The organism is Desulfotomaculum sp. (assembly GCA_003513005.1).
Taxonomy (GTDB): domain Bacteria; phylum Bacillota; class Desulfotomaculia; order Desulfotomaculales; family Nap2-2B; genus 46-80.
Genome location: DOTD01000073.1, coordinates 104,110 through 127,691, shown reverse-complemented (window position 1 = coordinate 127,691; position 23,582 = coordinate 104,110). Strand labels below are relative to the sequence as shown.

Here is a 23,582-nt window from a genome sequence, read left to right as displayed (position 1 = left end):
AAATTGAAACGGAGGATTTGCCATGTGTGGGATAACGGGCTGGATAGATTGGGGGACAGATCTGACTTTTAAACAACCTGTTGTTGAAGAGATGAATAAAACACACTCTTTTCGCGGACCGGACGCCGCCGGAATTTGGGTATCTCCCACAGCTGTCCTGGCTCACCGCAGGTTGACTGTTGTCGATCCGGAAGGCGGGGGGCAGCCTATGGTCCGGCAAAGCGGCGCCAATAAATATATCCTGGTCTATAACGGGGAACTGTATAATACTGCTGAACTGCGTCAGGAACTGGAATCCCGCGGCTACATGTTCGAAGGGTATTCGGATACTGAAGCGCTTCTGTTCTCCTTTATTGAATGGGGCGCCGGTTGTTTACGGCGTTTTAACGGGATTTTTGCCTTTGCCATCTGGGATGAGTCCAGGCGGAGGCTTTTTTGCGCCCGTGACCGGCTGGGAGTAAAACCATTCTTTTACGCTCAACGCGGCAGCGCTTTTCTGTTCGGATCGGAGCTGAAATCCCTGCTTGCTCATCCGCTGGTTGAACCCGAGATAGACGCTCAAGGCTTGGCCGAGATATTTGTGATGGGACCCGCCAGGACCCCCGGATGCGGCGTATTCCGGGGGATTGAAGAACTTAAACCGGGATACTGCCTTATCTGTCATCAGGACGGTATTCAACCGCGGCAGTACTGGTCTCTGGAAAGCAGGCCGTTTGAAGATACCCTGACTAATGGTGTAAATAAGGTGTACGAACTTCTGGAAGATACGGTAAACCGTCAGCTGGTTTCGGATGTGCCTGTTTGTGTATTTCTTTCCGGCGGTCTAGACTCAAGCGCAATTTCGGCTTTTGCCTCAGATGTTTATGCACGGTCCGGAAGGAGTCCTCTGCATACCTACTCGATAGATTATCTAGAAAATGACCTCTATTTCAAGCCGAACTACTTCCAGCCGGATCCCGACACGCAGTGGGCTTTGATGGTTTCCGGTTATCTCGGAACAAAGCATCACCATGTGACTATCAATACTCCCGGGTTGGTGGATGCGCTAACCAGGGCCGTGACGGCCCGCGACCTGCCCGGCATGGCTGATATTGACGCTTCTTTATATTTATTCAGCAAGGAAATAAAAAAGGATGCTACGGTAGCGTTGTCCGGAGAGTGCGCGGATGAAATTTTCGGAGGATATCCATGGCTGCACAACGAAAGAGATCTCAACGCCGAAACTTTTCCCTGGATACGCATGGTTCCCGAGCGGGCAAACATACTTTCTACCGAAATCCGAGGACTTATCAAGCCTCAGGAATATGTCGCCCGCAGATTTGAAGAGGCAGTAGGGGAAGTACCCTTTTTACCGGGAGAGGATCCTTTGGAAGCGAGATCACGCAAAATGCTCTTCCTTACGATGACGAGGTTTATGCCTATGCTCCTGGACCGGAAGGACCGGATGAGCATGGCTGCCGGTCTTGAAGTGCGCGTTCCTTTCTGTGATCACCGTCTGGTGGAGTATGCCTGGAATATTCCCTGGCTGATGAAAAGCTGCGACAACATGGAAAAAGGCATCTTACGCCGGGCGCTGGCCGGTGTCCTGCCTGAACAAGTACTTTTGCGCAAGAAAAGCCCCTATCCTAAAACACATCACCCGGATTACCTCGCGGCTGTCCGTAATTTGCTGGCGGAAACCATCAACGATCCTGCCTCACCGCTGGGGCGCCTGCTTGACCGGTCTGCCCTGGATAAAATAATAGCCACCGATGCGGCATGCTTTAACCCGGCGTGGTTCAGCCAGTTAATGGGCGGCGCGCAGCTTTTTGCCTACCTGATCCAGGTTGATTTCTGGCTGCGGGAATATAAGGTTTCGATTAAAGCTTGAGTTCCTCCAGCCTTCTGACACGCTCCGCAATCGGCGGATGGGTGCTGAAAAGGCGGGTAAATGATGCGCCGGAAAGCGGGTTGACAATGAACATGTGCGAGGCGGCGGGGTTAACCTGCATCGGGATGCGGTTAGCGCTCCGTTCCAGTTTTAACAGGGCGTTGGCCAGCCCTCCGGCCTGTCCCGCTATGCGCGCTCCCGAGGCGTCCGCCTGGAATTCCCTCGTTCTTGAAATAGAAAGCTGAATTAAAGTCGCCGCCAGCGGCGCCAGGATAATCATCAGCAAAGTAGCGGCAAGGCCAAGGAAACCGTTGTCGTTATCATCGTCGCCCCCGCCGAAGATAAGGCCCCACTGAAGCATATTGGCGATCATGGTTATAGCGCCGGCTATCGTCGCCGCGATTGTTCCAATCAGGACATCACGGTTCTTTACATGGGCAAGTTCGTGCGCAAGAACACCTTCTATTTCACTTCGGTTCAGTACCTGCATCAATCCCTCGGTAACCGCCACGGCGGAATGCGCAGGATTGCGGCCTGTGGCGAAGGCGTTGGGCTGAGACGAAGGTGTGATGTAAACCTTGGGCATCGGCAGACCCGCACGCGCGGTTAAATTGCGTATTATATCGTAAAGCTCGGGCGCCTCATGTTCGGCCACGGGTTTTGACCTGGTCATCGAAATAGCTATCCGGTCACTGAAAAAGTAGCTGAAAAAGTTCATTGCCAGCGCAATAATAAAGAAAAGCAAAGCTCCGGATCTGCCATTGATCAGATTTCCGATTAAAACCAGCAGGATTGTAAGCAACCCCATCAATAACCAGGCTTTAAAGTTGTTCACGATCTTTAACAGCCTCCTGTTCTTAATAATCACTTTTATTTTATTTTCCATGTCTGAATCTATCTATACTATTATAGCCCGAAAGGATTCTGTATGGCAAGGTGATTCTATTACATTATTATTATTATTATTATTATTATTTAATCTCCCGCTGCTGTTATTCAAAGCAAATTGCTTTATTAACCCGAAAAAACTTCCTCTGTACAAATCTGGACGTAATTGTTAAAATGGTTGCGTAAAGTTTGAATTAGATACTGAAGGGAGGTTAAATTACTTATCGGGTTAATCATAGATGAAGCGCTCGAGGTAGTAAGAAATTTCCAACAGCATCTGCAAGGGAGGGGAAAAGACAAAGTTTTCAACAGCAGGGATAAGACATTATAGAAGCTAAAAGATTAGTTTTACTATTAACCGGTTGAACTAAACTCAAGAGGGAGGAAGAGCATGAAGATTTTAGTCTTATTGAAACAAACTTTTGATACGGAAGCAAAAATTTCGATAGAAGGCGGTAAGATCAGCCGCTCTGGTGTCAGCATGATCATCAACGCCTATGATGAATTTGCTGTTGAAGAAGCCCTGAAAATTAAGGAAAGTTTAGGCGGAGAAGTTACAGTAGTCAGCACAGGGGACGATGGGGTACAGGATGCCCTGCGGCAGGCTCTGGCCATGGGCGCAGACAAGGCTGTTCTTATTAATCCGGGGACTGACGATGTAGATGAATTTACAGCAGCAACCGTTTTGGCGAAGGCTGTTTCCGGAATGGAATACGACCTTATTCTTGCCGGCTGGCGTGCTGTTGACGACGGTTCAGCTCAGGTAGCGGGCCGTGTGGCGGAAATCCTTGGAATTCCTATTGCCAAATTGGCTTCCAAGATAGATGTTGAAGCGGGCAAAGCGACGGCGACCTGCGAAATAGAAGGCGGCACTGAAGTAATCGAACTGCCTCTGCCGGCGATTATTACCGCTCAAAAAGGCTTGAATGAGCCCCGTTATCCTTCCATGAAAGGCATTATGCAGGCTAAAAAGAAGCCCATGGATAAGAAGGGCTTAGGCGATCTCGGCCTGGATGCCGGCGCAGTTGCGGCTAAAGTAAAGGTACTGAGTGTTTCCCTTCCCGCGGCAAGGGCGGCGGGCAAAGTTTTTGACGGTGAGCCTGCTGACACCTCAGCGGCAGTGGTAAAAGCTTTGCGCGAAGAAGCAAAAGTTATCTAAGGAGGGTTATATAATAGATGGCAAAAGGAATTTTTGTATTTGCAGAGGTTAAAGACGGAAAAGTAAAAAAGGTAACTTATGAATTGTTATGTGCGGCGCGCAAAGCAGCCAACGCATTGGGCGAGGAAGTATGCGCGATTATGGCCGGGAAAGGCGTTTCCGGATTAGCCGCCGCTCTTGGCGAATACGGCGCCGATAAAGTATTTGTCGCAGAGAGCGACGCTTTGGAAAAGTTTACTACCGATGCGTTTACGAACGTAATTGGATCCATACTGCAAGAGCAGCAGCCCAGCGCCTTCCTGTTAGGTTTTTCAATTCGCGGCCGTGATTTGGCGGCACAGTTGGCCCAGCGTCTGGGGACCGGCGCAGCAAGCGACTGCATTAACGTTGAAGTAGAAAACGGGCAGCTTGTTTTCACCCGTCCCATTTATGCCGGTAAGGCTGTCATTAAAGTATCCATTCCGGAAGCTCGTCCGGCTATCGCAACAATACGTCCCAATGTTCTGCCGATAGACGCCCCCGCGGCCGGCAAAACAGCCGAGGTTGTGGCTGTTTCAGCAAATGTCGGAGATGTCCGCCAGGTTATCAAGGACATCGTGCTCCAGGTAAGTTCCCGCCCCGAGCTCACTGAGGCTGATGTTATTGTTTCAGGCGGCCGCGGCATGAAGGGCCCGGAGAACTTCCCCATCCTGGAAGCTTTAGCCGATGTAGTCGGCGCTGCTGTGGGCGCTTCCCGCGCAGCTGTCGATGCGGGTTGGGTTCCTCAGAGCATTCAGGTCGGACAGACTGGAAAAACAGTCTCCCCGACACTTTATATTGCCTGCGGTATCTCAGGAGCTATCCAGCACCTTGCTGGAATGGGTTCATCCAAATGCATCGTTGCGGTTAACAAGGATCCGGAAGCCAACATCTTCAAAGTAGCCGATTTCGGTATTGTCGGAGACCTTTTCAATGTTGTGCCGATTCTTACTGCTGAATTTAAAAAGATCTTAGCTTAATCTTTGCTGAACAGTTAAAAGAATCTTGACACACGAACGTAAAATTGTTAAATTATAAAGTAAATGTTATAATTAAATCGCGATGATAGGGAATAGTAAGCGCCGTTAAGTAAAGTCGCAGAGAGCCTCCGGCTGGTGCAAGGGGGTCTTTACACGGTGCTGAACTCCCCCTGGAGATGCCGGCCGAAATTTTAAAGAGTAGGCTCGGACGGAGCTTTCGCCGTTAAAAGAAAGGGAGTATCGGAAAGGTTGTTCTTTTCCCGTACTTTATAATAAGCGAGCGGCTAGATGTGTTTTATTGATCTTAGCCGTTAAGTTGAGTGGTACCGCGAAGAAATCCCCTTCGTCTCAACGGGACGAAGGGATTTTTATTTTTCCAAATAGGCTCAGTATTATTTACAGGAGGCAGGATCAATGCGTAAATTATATGTTTTTGACACTACCCTAAGAGATGGGGAACAATCCCTGGGGATAACCCTTAATATCCGGGAGAAACTTGAAATTGGAAGGCAGCTTGTCCACCTGGGTGTCGACGTTATTGAGGCCGGTTTTCCCGCTTCCTCGCCGGGAGATTTCAAGGCGGTTGAACAATTAGCCAGGGAAATTAAGGGTGTTACAATTTGCGGACTTACCCGCGCCGTAATCAAGGATATCGATCTCTGCTGGGAAGCGTTGAAGGATGCGCAGCAGCCCAGGATACACACTGGCCTGGCCCTGTCTCCGATTCACCGGCAGTTTAAGTTGGGTGTTACACTGGAACAAGGCATAGAAATGGCCGTCGGCGCCGTAAAGCATGCTAAAAAATTTGTTCAGGATGTGGAATATTACTCCGAAGACGCCTTTCGTACCGAACCGGAAATACTGGCCCGGGTTGTTTCCGGTGTGATTAAGGCGGGAGCTACGGTTATTAATATACCCGATACGGTCGGTTATGCGATGCCCTGGGAATACGGGGAACTGATCACCTGGTTAATGAACAACGTTGAAGGAATGGATAAAGTTATCGTAAGCGTTCACTGCCATAATGATCTTGGAATGGCTACCGCCAACGCATTGGCGGGAATAAAGGCAGGCGCTTCACAAGTCGAGGGAACGATCAATGGAATCGGCGAGCGTGCGGGTAATACAGCCCTTGAAGAGGTAATCATGTCAATTTATACGCAGCCATCCCGCTTTGGAATCAATACCACTGTTAATTACAAGGAGATAGCCCGGACCAGCAGGCTGGTTTCAAAAATAACCGGTGTCCAGGTCCCCGCGCATAAGGCGATTGTAGGTGAGAACGCCTTTATGCATGCCTCGGGCATCCATCAGGACGGGGTTTTAAAGGAAAGGTCAACCTATGAGATTATTGACCCTTCGGTGATCGGTATTTCTCAAAATAAAATTGTGCTGACGGCAAGGTCTGGCCGCCATGCTTTGCGGCATTGCCTGGAGGAACTCGGGTACCAACTGGAGGAATCTGCTTTAAATAAAGCATACGAGAATTTTTTAATTCTCGCAGACCAGAAGCAGGAAATTTTTGACGAAGACCTTCATGCCTTAATGGGCAATAAGGAAGGGACGAACGGCGGCGAGAATATTATTTTGAAAAGCTTTTCGGTAAGCACGGCGGGTCCTTCCAGGGCTATGGCCACGGTTGAACTTGACTTAAGTGGCAATGTTATTACGGACGCAGCCTGCGGCAACGGCCCTGTTGACGCTGTTTTTAACGCTATCGACCGTCTTGTCGGATGTGAGGTTACACTGGAAGATTATTCTTTAAAATCAATAACCAAAGGAAAAGACGCCATGGGGGACGCGACAGTCAAAATAAAGACAAACGACTCCAGGCTATATGTCGGGCACGGGCTCAGCACAGACGTAATCGAGGCCAGCGCAAAAGCATATGTAAATGCGCTGGCTAAAGCCGTAGCCCAGCCGGTTTCCAGTTCTTAGGGCGGATGGAGACGGAGGGTGTAGACCCGGTGGAACATACTGTCAACTTTGATCCCGATCCTTCGGTGAAGGTGGGCCATGCGACAAACAGCAAGGCCCTTACGGGTTGTACAGTTATTATTATAGAAGACGGCGCTGTGGGCGGGGTGGATGTCCGGGGTTCCGCTACCGGCAGCCGTGAGATAGAACTGCTTAAGCCCATGCAGCGGGTTGACCAGGTGCACGGTTTACTGCTTACAGGCGGGAGCGCCTTTGGCTTGGATGCTGCCGGCGGAGTAATGGCTTGGCTGGAAGAAAGGAAAATAGGTTTTAAGACAGCGGCGGGGTTTACTGTGCCTATCGTTCCCGCCGCTGTCTTGTTCGACCTCGGGATTGGGGACTGCCGCGTCCGGCCCGATAAGGCCATGGGTTATGAGGCGTGCTGCAATGCAAAAAGCGGGTATGTCGAAGAAGGGAATGTCGGAGCGGGAACAGGCGCGACGGTTTGTAAAATACTGAGCAAGGATTACCGTATTAAATCAGGCCTCGGGGCCTGGTGGGAAGACCTTGGAAACGGATTGACAGTGTCTGCTGTTGTTGCGGTCAATGCTCTGGGTGATATCCTTGATGAGAACGGAAAGCTGATGGTTGGGCCAAGGGACAGGAAAACGGGACAGATGTATTCCACAATGTCCGTCTGGAAGAAGGGAGTATCCTGCTCGTGGAATTCTCAAGACCCGGGTGTCGGTATAAATACGACTCTTGCCGCTGTTGTAACTTCTGCTTTGTTAACCAAAGAGCAGGCAAGTAAAGTTGCCCAGATGGCCAATACAGGCCTTGCCCGCTGTATCGAGCCCGCGCACACGGAATATGACGGGGATATTACTTTTGCCCTCGCCACCGGAAAAGTTCCCGCAGATGCGAGCCTGATCGGCGCATTTGCGGCCAGGGTACTGGAAACGGCAGTCCGCAGGGCTATCCGCGCCGCCTGGCCGGTGGACGGGATTCCCGCTTACCGGGACATCTGCAAAGAAGTTGAGCGGTGACAATGGACACAAGGGAATGTCCTGTGTCCCCTTGTGTCACGGGTATAATATGCTGCCTGCCTTGCCTTCTAAAGCAGCGCCGCTTGGTCCTGTTCGAAGCGAACCGTTGGAGTTGCCGGCACGGGCGCCTGAGCGAACTGTGACAATGATGTCCTGAGGCGAACTTGAGCACGTAGGCAGTTCATGCAGACAGTTGAGGATGATATCGAAATTAAATACAATCCATATTACTACTGACAGGGGGGACAAGTTCTTGTATAAATATAAAGTTATAGCCACAATAGTTGAAATCAGGGGCGAAAACGGTTGCTCTTACGGTCATAAAGTCGGCGACAGTTTTGAATTCTCTCAGTATATGCCCGGCGGCCTCTGCCAGTTTGCATATGATTCGCTGCGCTCTGCGGTTGCGGCATTGCTTTATGGAGGAAATTTTCCCTGGGCGCAGAATAGTGAAGTTACAACTTGGGCTTGTCCCGATCCTGACAACACTGTTATCTTTGAATTGCGGCGGCTCCCGGCGGAATAGCGCAGCTAAGCTTTGCATTTTTAAAGGAGGTTTTTGATTTTTGGAAATTTACGTGGTTAAAACACTTCTGGTTCTTGTCAGAGGCGACATCACGCAACAGGATACGGAAGCGGTTGTCAACGCGGCCAATTCAAGTTTGATGGGCGGCGGCGGGGTTGACGGGGCAATCCACAGGGCCGGTGGTCCAAAAATACTTGAAGAATGCAAACAGATAGTCGCCAGGCAGGGAAGGCTGCCTGCAGGTGAGGCGGTGATTACCACCGGGGGCAATCTGAAAGCCAGATATGTTATTCACACGGTTGGTCCTGTCTGGAGAGGCGGGAACAGCGGGGAAGACGAACTGTTGAGGAGTTCCTGCCTGACCAGCCTGTCTTTGGCGTGGGAGAAAGGTATTTCCACGATTTCATTTCCTTCGGTAAGCACCGGGGCATATGGCTTTCCCATCAAACGTGCCGCCAGAATAGCGCTTTCCACAGTTTTTGATTTTTGCCAGAACCATCTGGTCAAAGAGATCCGGTTTGTGCTTTTTAGTGAGCAGGACCTTAAAATATACGAGGATGTGTTGAGATGCCTGGTTTAGCAAAAGGTGATCCACAGGGAGACAGGGAACTTTTAAAAGAACTGGTCAGGGAAAGGTCCTTTAGATTTGGCAGCTTTATTCTTTCCAGCGGGAAGGAAAGTACTTGTTATTTTGACGGAAAACAAGTAACCCTGCATCCTCAGGGGGCATACCTGGTAGCCAGGGCTATTCTTGAAAAAGTCAAATATATTCAAATCCAGGCTATAGGAGGCCCTACTCTGGGGGCTGATCCGATGGTTGGCTCGTTGGCGCCGGTTCTTTACCTGGAAGGGATGGACGTTAAGTTGTTTATCGTCCGCGAGGCGGTAAAAAAGCACGGTACAAAAAGGGTTATTGAGGGGCCGCAGCTTACAGCAGGCGATCGTGTGGTTGTTCTTGACGATGTTATCACCAGCGGGGGGTCAATTATTAAAGCGATTGAAACCGTCCGGGAAGTTGGCTGTAAAGTTGTTAAGGTGGTGACCTTAGTCGACCGCCGCGAGGGAGGGACGGAAAAGATTGAAAAGATGGGCATCGAAGTAGATCCCATCTTTAACATCAAGGATTTTGTATAGGGATTTTATACATTGAACCGGAAGTTAATTATGTCCCCGTCTTCGACGATATATTCTTTTCCTTCCAGCCTTGACATTCCTTTTTCCTTCACTTTGTTCACCGAGCCAAGTTCAAACAAATCACGGTATTTAGTCACTTCAGCCCGGATAAAACCCCGTTCTATATCTGAATGTATTTTTCCCGCAGCCTGCCTGGCATTGGTTCCCCGGCTTATTGTCCATGCCTTCACCTCGTCGGGACCAATCGTAAAGAAGGAGATGAGGTTTAACTGCTGATATGCGGCTCTGGACAGCCGCGCCGTCCCAAGTTCCCCAACATCAAGGTCAGTTAGAAACATTGCCTGCTCGGCGGGGTCAAGCATACCAATCTCCATTTCAAGCTGTCCGCAGATTTCGATTACAGTTGTCCCGCGCGTATCCGCAAGGGCTTCAAGTTCTGTCTTCCCGGGATAACTTTTTTCTTTAAATTGGTTTTCGTCAGTGTTGACGACAACTATCTGAGGTTTTTCGGTAAAGAAGCTGGGGATCATCAGCATCGCCCGTTCTTCCCCGGTAAGGCCGGCTTTAGCGGGAGTTACACCTGTTTCCATGGCCGAGCGGCACTTTTTTAACAGCGGCAGTTCCGCCGCAGATTCTTTGGTAATCTTTTTACCTCCCTCAATGCGCTGGATTCGCTTTTCGACAATGTCAAGGTCGGCGAGGAGAAGTTCAAGATCAACCGTTTCAAGATCCCTTAAAGGATCAATATTGCTGTAAACGTGCGGCAATTCCGGGTTATCAAAGGTGCGGACAATCTGAATCAGCAGATCGACATTGCGGATTCCGTCAAGGAACTGGTTGCCGCCGCCCTTTCCCTGGTTTGTCCCGCTGGTCAGCCCGGGAACATCACTGCACATGATTTGTGCGTAAACTGTCCGGCGGGGGTTGCACAGCTGGGTCAAGAAATCAATTCGCGGGTCAGGAACTTTGGCCGCTCCCGTATTTGTTTCGAATTTACCGGACATGAAATCGCTGGTCTGTGCTCCGGTCTGGGTCAACAGGTTGAAGATAGTTGTTTTTCCAACCGCCGGAAGGCCTACCAATCCGACTGTCAGCATTTTTATAGCCTCCTTTGATGCGGCCTTTTTTAGATTTTAATACAAGTCTTTACGCAGGCGCCTCAGCAAAGGAAGTTCCTGCCGGACTTTCTCAAGGCGCTGCAGATTGATTTCCGAGTAGATTATTTCTTCTTCTTCTCCGGCTTCGGCCAGTACTTCCCCCCAGGGGCCGCAGATCAAGGAATGCGCATAGCCGATAAAGCGTTCGGAATAATCACGTGCGGCGGCAGCGCCGACTGTGAAAACCTGGTTGTCGATTGCCCTTACCTGGAAGGTGATTTTCCAGTGAACCTGGCCTGTTGTGAACGTAAATGTGGCGGGTATGATTACAACCTGGGCGCCTTTTAAAACCATCTGGCGGATAAGTTCGGGAAAGCGGATATCGTAGCAGATGGCCACACCGATGCTGCACAGTTCTGTCCGGATTACGGTGGATTGATTTCCGGAGTCAAGCGTGCTGGACTCCCGGATTTTTGATCCCCCGGGCAAGTCTACATCAAAAAGGTGTGCCTTTCTGTGCCTTCCCAACAATCTTCCGTCCGGATCAAAAACAAAACTTGTGTTGTAAAGGCAGCCGTTTTCCCTTTCAGGAATGGAACCGCCAACGATGTAGACAGAATTTTCTTTAGCGGTTAAAGAAAGCATTTCCAGCGACGGGCCGCCCGGGTAGCTTTCCGCATATTCGGGGAACAGTTCCGCCCTGTAGGGGCAGTTGAACATTTCCGGCAGAACCACCATTTGGGCGCCGTTTTCTACAGCCTCGGCAATCATCAGCCGGGCTTTGGACAGGTTCTTTTCTTTTTCTTTTTCTTTTTCTACCTTCAGCTGGCAGCAGGCCAGTCTGAAAACATCACTCAATGATTTGGTCCCCCTAACAGTTTTTACTCAACAATGCTAATCAAGAAATGAACCGAGTTCATCTCCTCCATAAGCTTTTCAAGGCTTAAGCTTGTTTGATCAAGTTCCGGCTGGAGATCGTCTAATTCTTCCTGAGAGGAACTGTTTCCTTCATTTGCGCCCCCGGAATAATTGTTCGGCGCTGTTAATTTTTCTTTTTCCTGCCGGAGCTTTTCCTCCTGTTCTTGTAAGATTAAGTATTCTTCAGTTATATCCTGTTCCTCCTGCTTTTTATCAGAAATTTCTCCCAGTAATTCAATTCCAGTTAAAGCCCCGGTTGTTTTTTCAAAAGGGGCAATCAGTTCCAGCTGTGTGCCGTTATCCCGGGCCGGCGCAAATTTCAGCTCGCCGCCCAGTTCACTGGCGAGTGTATTTAACCTGGTGATTGTCTCTTCCTTTTTGTCCGTTTTTAGTTTCAAGCTGATTTTGGTAATTATCCATTTTTGCTGCTGCGCTTTGTCGCTTTCAAGGGCGGGAATATCCTGAGCCGTAATGGAACCGCCCAAACCGCCACCGCTTTTTAGGGATCGGTTGTCTTCTTCGGGAGATGAAGTGTCTGAATGCGCCTGTTCGTTGTTATCAGGGGATTTTTCTGCCCTCAAAGCAGGCGCTTCCCCGGCGCCGGTGGAGGTGCTTTCGTCAGGGACCTTCTGAGCGGAAGGGGGGGCGGAAAGCGAGATTTTATGTGTTTCGTCTTTTTGAGAAGTTGGTTTTTTGCCGAGCAATTCAACGGGACCCTGCCCGGTTGTTGAACTGTAAATCAGCGAGGAAATTCCCAAAACGAGGACCAGGACTGCAGCCAGTGCGATTCCGGCGCGCAGCCTTTCTCCGGGGAAAAACCATTTAACTGTCTTCTTCTGTTTTTTGGGCCTATCCTCAATCGCTATTTTTTCCGAGACCTGAGCACAGAAATCTTTCGGCGCGGCGACTTCCGGTAAACCATGGATCAATTCCATGGAAGCCCGCAGTCTGGCTAACTCATACCGGCAGTCGGGGCAGGTGCATAAATGCTCTTCCAAAAAACCTTTTTGAGAGGACTTCAGTTCGCCGTCGAGATAGCCGGAAAATAGTTTTTTTGCCTTCGAGCATTTCATGATAGTCTCCTCCTACCCTTTTGACGTCCCGGGAAGCGAAAATGTTCCTATGATAACCTCTGCTTTTTGTTTAAAAGCTGTTCTGGAGCGGTTCAGACGGGATTTTACAGTTCCTACGGAGCATTTCAGAACAGTTGCGATTTCCTCGTATGATAAACCCTGGATCTCCCGCATGATCAGCACCAGCCTGTATTCATCCGGGAGGGCGTTTAAACATTCCTGAACAGCCTCCTGTAGCTCGAGCTGTTCAAGTTTGTTCTCCGGGCAATCGGTCCCTGTTTCTGAAAAAGGCAGTCCGCCTGATGAAGCGGCAATTTCATCCAAAGAAATTTTCGGGCGCCTGTTTTTTTTGCGTAATTCATCACGGCAGATATTAACTGTAATATGATAAATCCAGGTGGAAAAACTGCACTTTCTTTGAAAATCGGACAGGGAGTGATATGTCCTGATAAATGTTTCCTGAGCCAGATCGCCGGCGTCGGCCCAATTTCCCACCATCCGGTAGGCCAGGGAGAGTACTTTATTTTCATAACGGTGAACAAGTTCTTCAAAGGCGCTTAGATCCCCTGACCTGCTTCTGATTACTAAATCATCATCTTCCAGCTCGATTCACCCCCGCAAGGAAAGCGCCAATTGTCTTTATGAAATCAGTTTCATCTCTTAACAATAAAACTTTGTTACTGTATAATCAAGTTAGTTTTGACTTTTCCAGGAACAGGGAAAAGATTTGTGAGTATTCAGGTGGTTTATTAGGATGAGCTTGAGATTTATTCTGGGACGGGCCGGAACAGGCAAGACATATACCTGTTTAAAAGAGATACAGAATCAGATCAATAACGATACCTCTTTCCCTCTTCTATTTCTTGTACCGGAACAGGTCACCTTCCAGATGGAGGTTTCCCTGCTTACCGGCTTAAAAGGCACGTATAGGGCTCAGGTACTCAGCTTCCGCCGCCTGTCCTGGCATATTCTAAGTGAAACAGGCGGGATATCCCGTATACATGTTGGTGAACTTGGCAAACAAATGATTCTTCGCAGGCTGTTGATTGAAAAGCGCAAGGAGTTGAAAGTCTTTCAACAGCTGACTAATTATCCCGGGTTTATCCAAAACCTTTCGAACACTATCTGTGAAGCAAAACAGTATGGTTTAAAGGGTTCGCATTTATCTGATTTGTCAGCCTGTTTTGCTGAAAAAGAAAACATCCTGTCCGATAAGTTAAAAGATTTTGCCCTATTGCTCTCCAGTTATGAAGATTATCTGGGGGAACGGTATCTTGATCCTGACTGTTACCTGGATTTACTTGCTGAAAAAATAGCTATTTCCCGTTTTATGCAGGGAAGCGAGGTTTGGATCGATTGTTTCGCAGGTTTTAATTCCCAGGAATACAGAGTAATCGGAGAACTGCTTAAAGCCGCCCGGAGAGTCAGCATCGCACTCTGCCTGGACAGCCGGACGGCAGCGGACAATCTGGAAGAAACCGACGTTTTTTACCCTGGTCTGGAGGTCCTTGAAAAAATAAAAGCGATGGCCTTCCAGTATGGGATTGCTGCAGAAGAACCTCTCTGCCTGGATAATGAGTTGCCGCCCCGTTATAAGGATGCTTCCTGTCTGGCGCATCTTGAAAAAAATATCCTGGCTCAGAAGGGCGGGCAGTACAAGGATCAGCCGGCGGGAGTAAAACTGATTGCCGCGGCAAACCGCCATGCTGAAGTTGAGGGCGCTGCCCGTGAGATAATCCATCTTTGCCGGGAGAAAGGTTACCGTTGGAAAGATATTTCAGTTGTCCTGCGTAAAGTGGAAATATACCGGCCTTTAATAGACATGGTTTTTAATGACTATGGAATTCCTTACTTTATCGACATTAAACGTGAAATAGGGCATCATCCTTTGGCAGCTTTGATTAAAGCTGCGCTGGAGGTAATCACGAGCGGATGGAGTTACGATTCTGTATTCAATTACTTAAAGACCGGCCTTACGCCTGTCAGTCAGGATGATATCGATATCCTGGAAAATTATGTACTTGCTCATGGAATAAAGGGTTCACGATGGACAGACTCCGAAGACTGGCAGTATGAACGCAGATATACGAAAGAAAGGGAAGAAGATCCCGGTTCTGTGGAAATAAACAGACTAAGTGAAATAAACCGGATCAGGAGGGCGGCTGTAAAGGAAATTGCCGATTTTCAGGCTGCCGTTGCGCAATCCGCAGTGGTCAGGGAAATAACTGCGGCACTATTTGAATTGATTACCAGCCTCAATGTGTTTGAACAATTGAAATTGCTTTCCGAAAAGGCCCGGGAAGACGGCAATCCTGACGCTTCACAGGAGCACACTCAAATTTGGGATGCAATAATAGAACTTTTTGACCAGCTTGCAGAAACGCTTGGCGACGAACGTGTTACAACCGGGGATTATCTGAAGATAATTCAAACGGGGCTGGAAGGAATCCGTTTGGGGATGATTCCTCCCGGGCTGGATCAGGTCCTGATTGCTTCCCTGGACCGTTCGCGAAATCCAAATGTCAAAGCCTGTTTTGTTCTGGGTGTTAATGATGGCCTCTTACCCGCACGTCCTGAACAAAAAGGTTTATTTACTGATTTTGAACGTGAGAATATCGAAGCGGCCGGTGTAATTTTAAGCCCTTCAGGACGGCGGCTGCTTTTCAACGAACAGTTCCTTGTTTACATTGCCCTGACAAGAAGCAGTGAGTTCTTATGGATTAGCTATGCTTTGTCTGATCAGGATGGGTATGCTCTGACTCCTTCACCGGTTATTCAGCGGTTGAAAAAGACATTCCCTGGTCTTGCGGAAGTTTTTCTGCCCGTTTCTCCGCCGGGGACCAAAGACGGGGATCTTCATTATCTAGCCGGGGCGGAGCGATCCCTGGCTTACCTGGCGGTACAGTTAAGAGAATGCAAGTCTTCGGGCAGACTTGCGCCCCTTTGGTGTTCGGTCTACAACTGGTTTGTCAAGCAGCCTCAGTACAGGGACAGGTGCGAAACCATGTTTTCAGGGCTGTATAGTACTAACAACGAGAGCCCGCTGAAAAAAGAATTAAGCCTTTCTCTGTTCGGCAGTCCTCTAAGGACAAGCGTATCGCGGCTGGAACGCTACTACTCCTGCCCTTTCGCCCATTTTTTAACCTACGGGTTAAAATTGAGGGAAAGGGATGTTTTTAAACTGGAAAGGCCAGATTTGGGAGAGTTTTACCATACCTGCCTCAAACTTTTCGTTGAAAAATCACTCCAAGGCAAACAGGACTTAAAAGATTTAAACGGTGAGCAGTGCAATCAGATTGCAGGCGAATTAGTTACCGAGGTAGCGCCCACATTGAGGGACGAAATCCTTTTAAGTACCCCCCGTTACCGCTATCTGACCACCCGTCTTCAAAGAACTGTGGAAAGAGCGGTTTATTCCCTTTCCAAGCACGCCAGCCGGAGCGCTTTTCAACCTGTCGCTGCGGAAGTGTCCTTTTCCAGGCCTGGACAAATCCCCGTCTTTGAGCTGCCCGTTGCAGGGGAATTGAAAATGGAAATTAACGGCCGGATTGACCGGATAGACGCCGCCGAATGGGGAACCGGCCACTACTTGCGGGTGGTCGATTATAAATCAGGCCCTGCAGAACTCAACCTGGTTAAAATATATTACGGACTTCAGCTTCAACTTCTAATTTACCTTGATGTGGCGGTTCGCTTTGCGTGCCGCCTGATTGGCGTTGAGGCTTTGCCGGCCGGAGTTTTTTACTTTAACGTAGCAGATCCTGTAACAGGTGTTTCCAGGCCGCCCCAGCCGGGAGAAATTGAAACTTTGACAGAAAAAAACCTGAAAATGAGAGGTTTAGTCCTTGCCGAACCCGATGTGATCAGGCTAATGGATAAACAGGTAAACGGTTTGTCCAATCTTGTCCCAGCCGGTCTGAAAAAAGACGGAGGCCTTTATAGCAGCCCAAGTATGGTTACTATGAAACAACTGGCTGACCTGCGCGATTTTCTAAGAAAGTTGGCTGCCGCTGCCGGGGAAAGAATCCTGGGCGGTTCGGCGGAAATAAAACCTTACCGTTATAAAAGCCAGACAGCCTGCGCTTACTGCGAATATAAGCCGGTTTGTTCGTTTGATCCTTTGTTGCCTGAAAATGAATACCGGCAGATCCCGGTTCTTGCCAGAGAATATATCTGGAAAGCATTAAGTAAAGGAAGATAAAATGGTTCAGTTCTTAAAACCGGCGCCCCTGATTAAATGGGCGGGGGGCAAAGGCCAACTGATTTTTCAAATCAGGCCTTTTCTTCCCGGACAAACAATAAAGCTTTATCTTGAACCTTTTGTTGGCGGGGGGGCTATGTTTTTTCACCTGCAGCCGTTAAAAGCGGTTTTAATAGACAACAATCCTGAGCTGATTAACTTTTATACTGTGGTCAGGGATAATCTGGAATCTCTTCTTGTCAAGCTTGCCGGGCATGAAAACTCCAAGGAGTATTACTACCGGATCAGGGCGCTTGAACCGGAGGCGATGGAACCGGTCGACCGCGCATCCAGGTTTCTTTACCTTAATAAAACTTCCTACAACGGTCTTTACCGGGTAAATAAAAAAGGCAGGCACAACGTACCTTTCGGACGTTACAAAAACCCCAGGATTATTGATCGGGAAAGGCTCAGCCTGGCTAACGTCCTTTTGCAAACAACCATACTCATTTTCGGAGATTTTAGTTCCGTCCTTGATTTTGCCAAGCCGGGAGCTTTTATTTACCTGGATCCTCCTTATCAACCGCTTTCAACGACCTCGAACTTTACAAGCTATACGTCCGAGGCTTTTAGTGAGCAGGATCAGTACAGACTGGCAAAAGTTTTTAAAAAGCTTGATCAACGTCGATGTTTTGTTATGCTGAGCAATTCGGATACGCCTTTGATCAGGGAAATTTATTCCTCATATAACCAGACAATTCTTTTTGCAAGAAGAGCAATCAACTGTCAGGCCGGGGGCAGGGGTCCGGTCAGCGAACTTCTGATCAGAAATTATGATTAATTTTTCAGATAAAAGGAGGCTTATAGAATGCTTCCCGATGTTTTAACGCTTGATAAAATTACGGGCGCTATTTTGGGCACTTTCACAGGCGACGCGCTTGGTATGCCGGTTGAAGGCTGGTCTTCCCGGGAAATCTCGGAAAGGTATGGGGAAATAACGGAGATTTTGCCAGGACGCCTTAAAGCCGGCAGCTATACGGACGATACGGAAATGATGATCGGGATTGCCGAGTCTTTATTGGAATGCGGGGACTTTAACGATCAGCATATGGCCCTTACATTCTCCAGGAACTTTAATCATGAACGCGGATATGGCCCCGGGACAACACGGGTCCTGCAATTGATTAAAAGCGGAACACCCTGGGAACAGGCTGTACAAAATGTGTTCCCGGGCGGGTCTTACGGCAACGGCGCAGCAATGCGGATTGCCCCGGCAGCCTGTCTCTATGTCGGTCGTCCGGATGAATTAAGGAAGTGCGCCGCCGGGTCTGCCCGTCTGACACATGCCCACCCTCAGGCTGTGGAAGGAGCGGCGCTTCAGGCATCCGCCGTCGCCCTTGCCCTGACCGCCGACAGCCAGTATCCCCTGGATCAGAAAGGTTTCTTGCGCAGCCTGAAAAGTTCACTGCCTCCTGAAGCCGGGGAATACAGGGAGAAACTTGATTGTGCGGGAAAACTGCTGGAAATTGAACCGTCTGTAGATAGAATTGTCCGGGAACTGGGCAATGGTGTAAAAGCTTCTCAATCGGTCTGTACTTCCATATACATATTTTTGGAGAACTACGGCAGCTTTGAAAAAGCAGTTGTCAAAGCAGTCAGCCTCGGCGGTGATACCGATACAATCGGGGCTATGACGGGAGCGATCAGCGGCGCCTATCACGGCAGGAAGGAAATCCCCGGGCGGTGGCTGGATAAGCTGGAAGAAGGGCAAAAGGGCAGGGGCTATGTTGAGGAATTGGCCGCCGGGCTCTGGCTTTTGCTGTCTGACAGCCAAAGCTGTACGTCGCAAATAAAAAAAAGAAAGGAAGATCTTTGATGTCGGATATTAGATGGATGTGCGCTCCTTCCCGGATTGGTGAGTCGGTGGCCTTGTCAGACCGTCTTGACCGGCTTTTTGACGGTTCTTCTGTTTTCGGGAATGCCCAGCCGCTGACTGTGCGGGTACGCGGCGTGATGATCCTGGAAAAATATGATTGGCTGCCCTGGGATAAAAACGACGTCGCCATAGTGACTACATCGCAGTTTGGAAATGAGCCGCCTGTTCAGCGCCTTCACTTTTTACAGCAAAATGTTGAAAAGGGCTGGCAGGGAGATTTCTTCAATGATGTTGTTTTGACGATCCGGGATTTTAATGTGAAAAAAAATATGTTAATCCTCAGGATCCAGGTCTATGACATGGACGGCATTGATCCTGGCTTAATCGAGGCGGTCAGCAATGTGTCGAAAAGCGTCGCCGTAACCTTTCCTCACCTTGCGCCGTATGCGGCTTCTGTTTCTTTCGGATCCTCCGCTCTTTTAACACTGGTTGAAAACATCAATAACCACGATCGGATAATTGATGAGCGTTTGACGCTGGAAGTTGTAGAACCGGAAAAGGGCCATAAACTACTGCAGCCCGGTTATTTTATATGCTTTAACAAACCGGTCGGGGAAGGATTGTCGCTGAACAGCAATCTGACCGTATTGAATCCCGATCAAAGTGTCTTTGAAGGCGCCAGCTACACTGTGCTGGAAGTTGAACGGGAATATCACGGCCAGCCTTTAATGGAAATCGACCAGAAGGCCGCCAAGCTAATCGCCGAGCTTAACGGCAAGGGCCAGAGCGGAAAGGCAGCGCTGGATTTTTTACGGGATACCATAGATTATTACAACAAATATAAAAAGTTGGAACGCATCCGTGAACTGAAGAGTAAAGAGAGTAAAGAGAAACTGAATAACGCGGAGCAGAAACTCCTTCAGGAGCTTGCCGGCGATGCGGAACTGGCGCCTTTTGTAACCGGTATCGTCAATTAGTTGTAAAAAGGGGATATGCCGTTTGTCTGCCGGCATTAACTGGACTGAGGAACAAAAACTCGCCATAAATACAACCGGCTGCAATGTCCTGGTTTCCGCCTCGGCGGGGACAGGCAAGACTTCGGTCCTAGTCGGACGGATTATCAACTTGATTGTCAATCAGGAAAACCCCGTTGATCTGGACCGTCTGCTTGTCGTCACATTTACAAACGCCGCCGCTGCCGAGATGCGCGGCAGAATAAGCCAGGCGTTGGCTGATGAGCTTGACAGAAAGCCTTTTTCCATGCGTCTGCGGCGCCAATTGCAGCTGATCAATAAATCTTCGATTGGTACATTACATTCTTTTTGTCTTGACCTGATCAGACAAAACTTTTTTAAAATAGGGCTTGATCCTGCGATACGCGTACTCGGGGAGGATGAAGCCGCCCTGCTCAGGGCGGCAACTTGCGAAGAGCTGTTTGAATTGCGCTATGACAGCAAGGAAAATTCGATCTTTACCAGTTTGGTTGACTGCTACGGGGGTTCCCGTGATGACAGTGAACTTCAGGGATTGGTTTTACGCCTGTATGATTTTGCCCGGAGCACGCCCAATCCGCAAAACTGGCTTAAGACAGCCGTTAAAAGCTTTTATCCCTCTGCGGATACGGATCTTGAAGACCTTCCCTGGATAAGTGTTTTAAAAAATTATCTGTCCTGCCGGCTTAAAACAATCCTCCAGTTCACGGCAAGAGCGGCTGAATTATGTTTAAAACCTGACGGTCCCCGCGGGTATTTCGGCGCCTTGCAGGATGATTTGGTTAATATTAATAATCTTATCCGCTGCTGCAGCCTTTCCTGGGCGGAGCTGCACAAAGCTTTTCAGGAGATTCAATTTTTACCTTTCAGCCGCGCTGCTAAGGATGTCGGCGAGGAACTGAAGAAACAGGTTAAAGTATTGCGGGAGAGGGGCAAAAGGAATTTAAAAAGTCTGGCTGAGGAGTTTTTCTCGCGGGAACCCGGCGAATATCTTTCCGAACTGGAAACTGTTGCTCCTCTGGTTAACGAGCTGGTTAAACTGGTTCTGGATTTCGATGAAGTATACCGGCAGGTTAAAAAAGCCCAGGGCGTTGTTGATTTCAGCGACCTGGAGCAGTACGCGCTCCAGATTTTAAGCGCTCCGGGGAACGAGCCGGGTGATCTGGTTCCGTCGGAAGTTGCCCTTAAGCTGCAGGAGCGTTTTGACCATGTGCTGGTAGACGAGTATCAGGATATTAATGAGGTCCAGGACGCTGTTTTAAACCTGGTTTCCCGTCAGAGCGCCAGAGGGTCAAATCTTTTTATGGTCGGCGATGTAAAACAGAGCATTTACAGGTTCAGGCTGGCCGAACCCGGGCTTTTTCAAGCCAGGCAGAATGTGTTTGCTTTTTTAGAAAGCGAAACTTGTCAGATAGATAATTGTAATTCCGGGATAAACCTTTGCTTAACGAACAACATGCGGAGCACGAAAAACATAATTGACGGTGTAAACTTTATTTTTACGCTGATGATGACGCCAGGCGTCGGCGAAATTGATTACAGTAAAAGCCCGCTCGAATTTGGCGCGACCCGTCCGTCCGAAAAGCTGACACCATTCTTTTTAAACGACGCCATCGAGTTCCATCTCCTTAATTCCAACCCAAATACTGTTGAATTACCTGATGACGAAGATGTATTGGAAACAAGCGGGGAAAGCATTGGCGGAGAATTACAGGAAGATACCGTTTGGGAATCTTTTGAGGGAATTGAAGGAAGGCGGGTTGAAGCAAGGTATGTTGCCGGCAGGATCAAGGAAATGATTGCTGAAGCGAGACGGGAAGGCAAAAATCTATCATACAGGGATATGGCTGTTTTGATGCGGAGTACCATACAGACGGCAGGAATATTTCTTGAAGAATTTAGTGCGGCAGGTATTCCGGCTTATGCTGAATCTGCCACAGGTTATTTCCAGGCATCCGAAGTAAAGACAATCATTTCCCTGCTTTCTGTGATAGATAACCCAAGGCAGGATATACCTTTAGCCGGTGTTTTAAGGTCTCCCCTTGTTGGTATCGGGGTTGAAGGAATGGCTAAAGTACGCCTTTGCCGGAAAGAAGGCGATTTCTACGACGCAGTACTGGCCGCCGCCGGGATGCCTTCGGATGAATTATCCGGCAGGCTGGTTGCTTTTTTGGCTATGCTGAAACGATGGCGTGCCATGTCGCGCCAGTGCCGTTTACCGGACCTGATTCACGATATATACCGTAAGACCGGTTATTATGATTACGCCGGCGGACTGCCCGGAGGGGATCAGCGTCAGGCCAACCTGCGTGCCCTTTATGACAGGGCCTGCCAGTATGAAGGAACTGTTTTTCGGGGATTATACCGTTTTCTCAAATATATTGAGCGCCTTCAACAGAATAACCGCGACCTCGGTTCCGCAAGAGCGCTTGGGGAAAACGAAGATGTGGTCAGAATAATGAGCATCCACAAGAGCAAGGGTCTGGAGTTTCCCGTAGTGTTTGTAGTGAGCTTGGACAGGCCGTTTAATCTCCAGGATTTGAACAGGAATGTCCTTCTTCATAAAAAGCTCGGCATCGGCCCACAGCTCGTCAATGTGACGGACAGGTACAGTTACCCTACTCTGCCGAAACTGGCTCTAAAGGCTGCCCTCAAAATGGAAACTATAGCGGAGGAACTGCGGGTTCTATATGTTGCTATGACACGGGCCCGTGAAAAGCTTATTTTAATCGGCCGTGTCTCCGATCTCCGGAAAGAAGTTATAAAATGGTCCAATGCCGGAGATTTCAAGGAAAAGCAGCCCTTTGAACCATATTTGATTTCCGCCGGGTCTTTTCTTGACCTGCTGGGCGCCGCCCTGATCAGGCGCCATGATGCGGAAACTCTTTATCAAACTACCGGCCTTAACCTGGATTTGAATACCCTTAATGATCTTTCCCGCTGGGAAGTAAAAATCTGCGGTGATGATTATAAAGTACCGGTTGTGGAAGAGGAACCGGCTTCACAGTCCTCCGGGATACTTGAAAAAGTGCGGAAACTCGAATCTCTGGGCGGGGAATGCGGAGACGAAGAGAAAATAGAACATCTGCTTGGCTGGCGTTATCCTTTAAACTGCTTCTCGGTCAAACCGGCAAAATTAACCGTAACAGGCTTAAGTGAACATTCATTATACAATGATGAGGACAATTCGCAGCTTGTTTCCCCGGAGGAGAAAGCAGCTCACCGTCAGGGCGCCAGGCGGCCGAATTTTTTGCAAAAGACAAATGCCTTGACCGGAGCGGAGAAGGGAAGCGCCGTACATCTGGTTATGCGGCATCTGAACCTGGACGGAAAGTTAACAAGAGAAAGCATCTGTGCTCAAATCGCCGATTTGCAGAAACGGGAAATACTTACGCAAGCCCAGGCCGATGTTGTAAATCCGGATCATCTTCTGGCTTTCTTTGAATCACCGCTTGGCGAAAGAGTGCTTTCGGCAAATAAAATATACCGGGAAACCCCTTTTCTTATAGCTGTTCCTGCTCATGAGATATATCCCTGCTCTGTTGAAGGTGATTCTCTGTCCGAAAAAAGCCTGGCTGCATCCACGGCCTTTGTTGAGCAGACAGTTGTAGTTCAGGGCATTATTGACTGTCTTTTGGAGGAAGAGGGGGCCCTTGTAGTTATTGATTATAAAACAGATTATATAAGCTCCGGTAATTGGGAAAGGATGAAAGAACTGGCGGGGCGCTACCGTATCCAAATTGAAATGTATGCCAGGGCTGCCCAATCTGTCTTAACGCTGCCTGTCAAAGAAAAATTTTTGTACTTTTTTGGAGCTGGACCATACAGGTTGTAAATACAGTTTCTTTACGGTAAAGTTATAGGGTAGTATAATTGTGCCTGGCAAATATGTTTAAGGGAGCTGTATT

At 48.8% G+C, this 23,582-nt stretch carries 18 protein-coding genes; 13 read left to right on the top strand and 5 right to left on the bottom strand.

Going from position 1 to position 23,582, the window contains the following annotated elements; genetic code table 11:
* The first annotated feature begins 22 nt into the window (after window positions 1-22).
* Window positions 23-1,870 carry an asparagine synthase (glutamine-hydrolyzing) gene (gene asnB, locus DEH07_09660; protein ID HBY04766.1) on the top strand — a complete coding sequence of 616 codons (1,848 nt, stop codon included), beginning with the start codon at window positions 23-25 and terminating at the stop codon, window positions 1,868-1,870.
* Here the strand turns inward: asnB and DEH07_09655 are convergent.
* A complete protein-coding gene (locus DEH07_09655) occupies window positions 1,860-2,705 on the bottom strand; it encodes a protease HtpX (GenBank protein ID HBY04765.1) in 846 nt (281 codons plus the stop codon). The two genes, asnB and DEH07_09655, sit on opposite strands and share 11 nt — an antisense overlap.
* Window positions 2,706-3,149: 444 nt before the next feature.
* Here DEH07_09655 and DEH07_09650 point away from each other — a divergent pair, with 444 nt between their 5' ends.
* From DEH07_09650 to pyrE, 7 genes are all read left to right on the top strand, one after another.
* On the top strand, window positions 3,150-3,917 hold the full coding sequence (locus tag DEH07_09650) for an electron transfer flavoprotein subunit beta (GenBank protein ID HBY04764.1): 768 nt from the start codon (window positions 3,150-3,152) through the stop codon (window positions 3,915-3,917).
* A 17-nt stretch (window positions 3,918-3,934) separates the two neighbouring features.
* Window positions 3,935-4,915, top strand: coding sequence for an electron transfer flavoprotein subunit alpha (locus DEH07_09645; protein HBY04763.1), 981 nt, complete (start codon window positions 3,935-3,937; stop codon window positions 4,913-4,915).
* Window positions 4,916-5,329: 414 nt separating this feature from the next.
* Window positions 5,330-6,853 (top strand): 2-isopropylmalate synthase, encoded by a 1,524-nt coding sequence (locus DEH07_09640; GenBank protein ID HBY04762.1) that lies wholly within the window; start codon window positions 5,330-5,332, stop codon window positions 6,851-6,853.
* A 5-nt stretch (window positions 6,854-6,858) separates the two neighbouring features.
* Window positions 6,859-7,878: a peptidase S58 gene (locus DEH07_09635; protein HBY04761.1), complete on the top strand. Its 1,020-nt coding sequence runs from the start codon at window positions 6,859-6,861 to the stop codon at window positions 7,876-7,878.
* Between the two features lie 199 nt (window positions 7,879-8,077).
* The gene (locus DEH07_09630; GenBank protein ID HBY04760.1) at window positions 8,078-8,404 is read left to right on the top strand and encodes a TIGR04076 family protein; all 327 of its coding nucleotides are present in this window, start codon (window positions 8,078-8,080) and stop codon (window positions 8,402-8,404) included.
* Window positions 8,405-8,444: 40 nt separating this feature from the next.
* A complete protein-coding gene (locus tag DEH07_09625; GenBank protein HBY04759.1) occupies window positions 8,445-8,984 on the top strand; it encodes an O-acetyl-ADP-ribose deacetylase in 540 nt (179 codons plus the stop codon).
* Complete coding sequence (gene pyrE / locus DEH07_09620; GenBank protein HBY04758.1) at window positions 8,972-9,538, top strand: orotate phosphoribosyltransferase; 567 nt, start codon at window positions 8,972-8,974, stop codon at window positions 9,536-9,538. Before DEH07_09625 ends, pyrE begins: the two co-directional genes overlap by 13 nt.
* 5 nt (window positions 9,539-9,543) lie before the next feature.
* Here pyrE and DEH07_09615 read toward each other — a convergent pair whose 3' ends face one another.
* From DEH07_09615 to DEH07_09600, 4 genes are read right to left on the bottom strand one after another with little or no spacing between them, the layout of a single operon-like run.
* Complete coding sequence (locus tag DEH07_09615) at window positions 9,544-10,635, bottom strand: redox-regulated ATPase YchF (protein HBY04757.1); 1,092 nt, start codon at window positions 10,633-10,635, stop codon at window positions 9,544-9,546.
* 36 nt (window positions 10,636-10,671) lie between these two features.
* The gene (locus DEH07_09610; GenBank protein HBY04756.1) at window positions 10,672-11,493 is read right to left on the bottom strand and encodes a carbon-nitrogen hydrolase; all 822 of its coding nucleotides are present in this window, start codon (window positions 11,491-11,493) and stop codon (window positions 10,672-10,674) included.
* 23 nt (window positions 11,494-11,516) lie between these two features.
* Window positions 11,517-12,626, bottom strand: a complete 1,110-nt coding sequence (locus DEH07_09605; GenBank protein ID HBY04755.1) for a hypothetical protein — start codon at window positions 12,624-12,626, stop codon at window positions 11,517-11,519.
* 12 nt (window positions 12,627-12,638) lie between these two features.
* Complete coding sequence (locus DEH07_09600) at window positions 12,639-13,235, bottom strand: RNA polymerase subunit sigma-24 (GenBank protein ID HBY04754.1); 597 nt, start codon at window positions 13,233-13,235, stop codon at window positions 12,639-12,641.
* 145 nt (window positions 13,236-13,380) lie between these two features.
* On the opposite strand from DEH07_09600, the gene addB reads away from it, so the two are divergent.
* From addB to addA, 5 genes are read left to right on the top strand one after another with little or no spacing between them, the layout of a single operon-like run.
* Window positions 13,381-16,827 (top strand): helicase-exonuclease AddAB subunit AddB, encoded by a 3,447-nt coding sequence (addB, locus tag DEH07_09595; protein ID HBY04753.1) that lies wholly within the window; start codon window positions 13,381-13,383, stop codon window positions 16,825-16,827.
* A 1-nt stretch (window position 16,828) separates the two neighbouring features.
* A complete protein-coding gene (locus DEH07_09590) occupies window positions 16,829-17,647 on the top strand; it encodes a modification methylase (protein HBY04752.1) in 819 nt (272 codons plus the stop codon).
* 27 nt (window positions 17,648-17,674) lie between these two features.
* On the top strand, window positions 17,675-18,682 hold the full coding sequence (locus DEH07_09585) for a hypothetical protein (GenBank protein ID HBY04751.1): 1,008 nt from the start codon (window positions 17,675-17,677) through the stop codon (window positions 18,680-18,682).
* Window positions 18,682-19,659, top strand: coding sequence for a hypothetical protein (locus DEH07_09580; GenBank protein HBY04750.1), 978 nt, complete (start codon window positions 18,682-18,684; stop codon window positions 19,657-19,659). The genes DEH07_09585 and DEH07_09580 overlap by 1 nt, the downstream gene beginning before the upstream one ends.
* Window positions 19,655-23,509, top strand: a complete 3,855-nt coding sequence (gene addA, locus DEH07_09575) for a helicase-exonuclease AddAB subunit AddA (GenBank protein ID HBY04749.1) — start codon at window positions 19,655-19,657, stop codon at window positions 23,507-23,509. Before DEH07_09580 ends, addA begins: the two co-directional genes overlap by 5 nt.
* The last annotated feature ends 73 nt before the right edge of the window (window positions 23,510-23,582 follow it).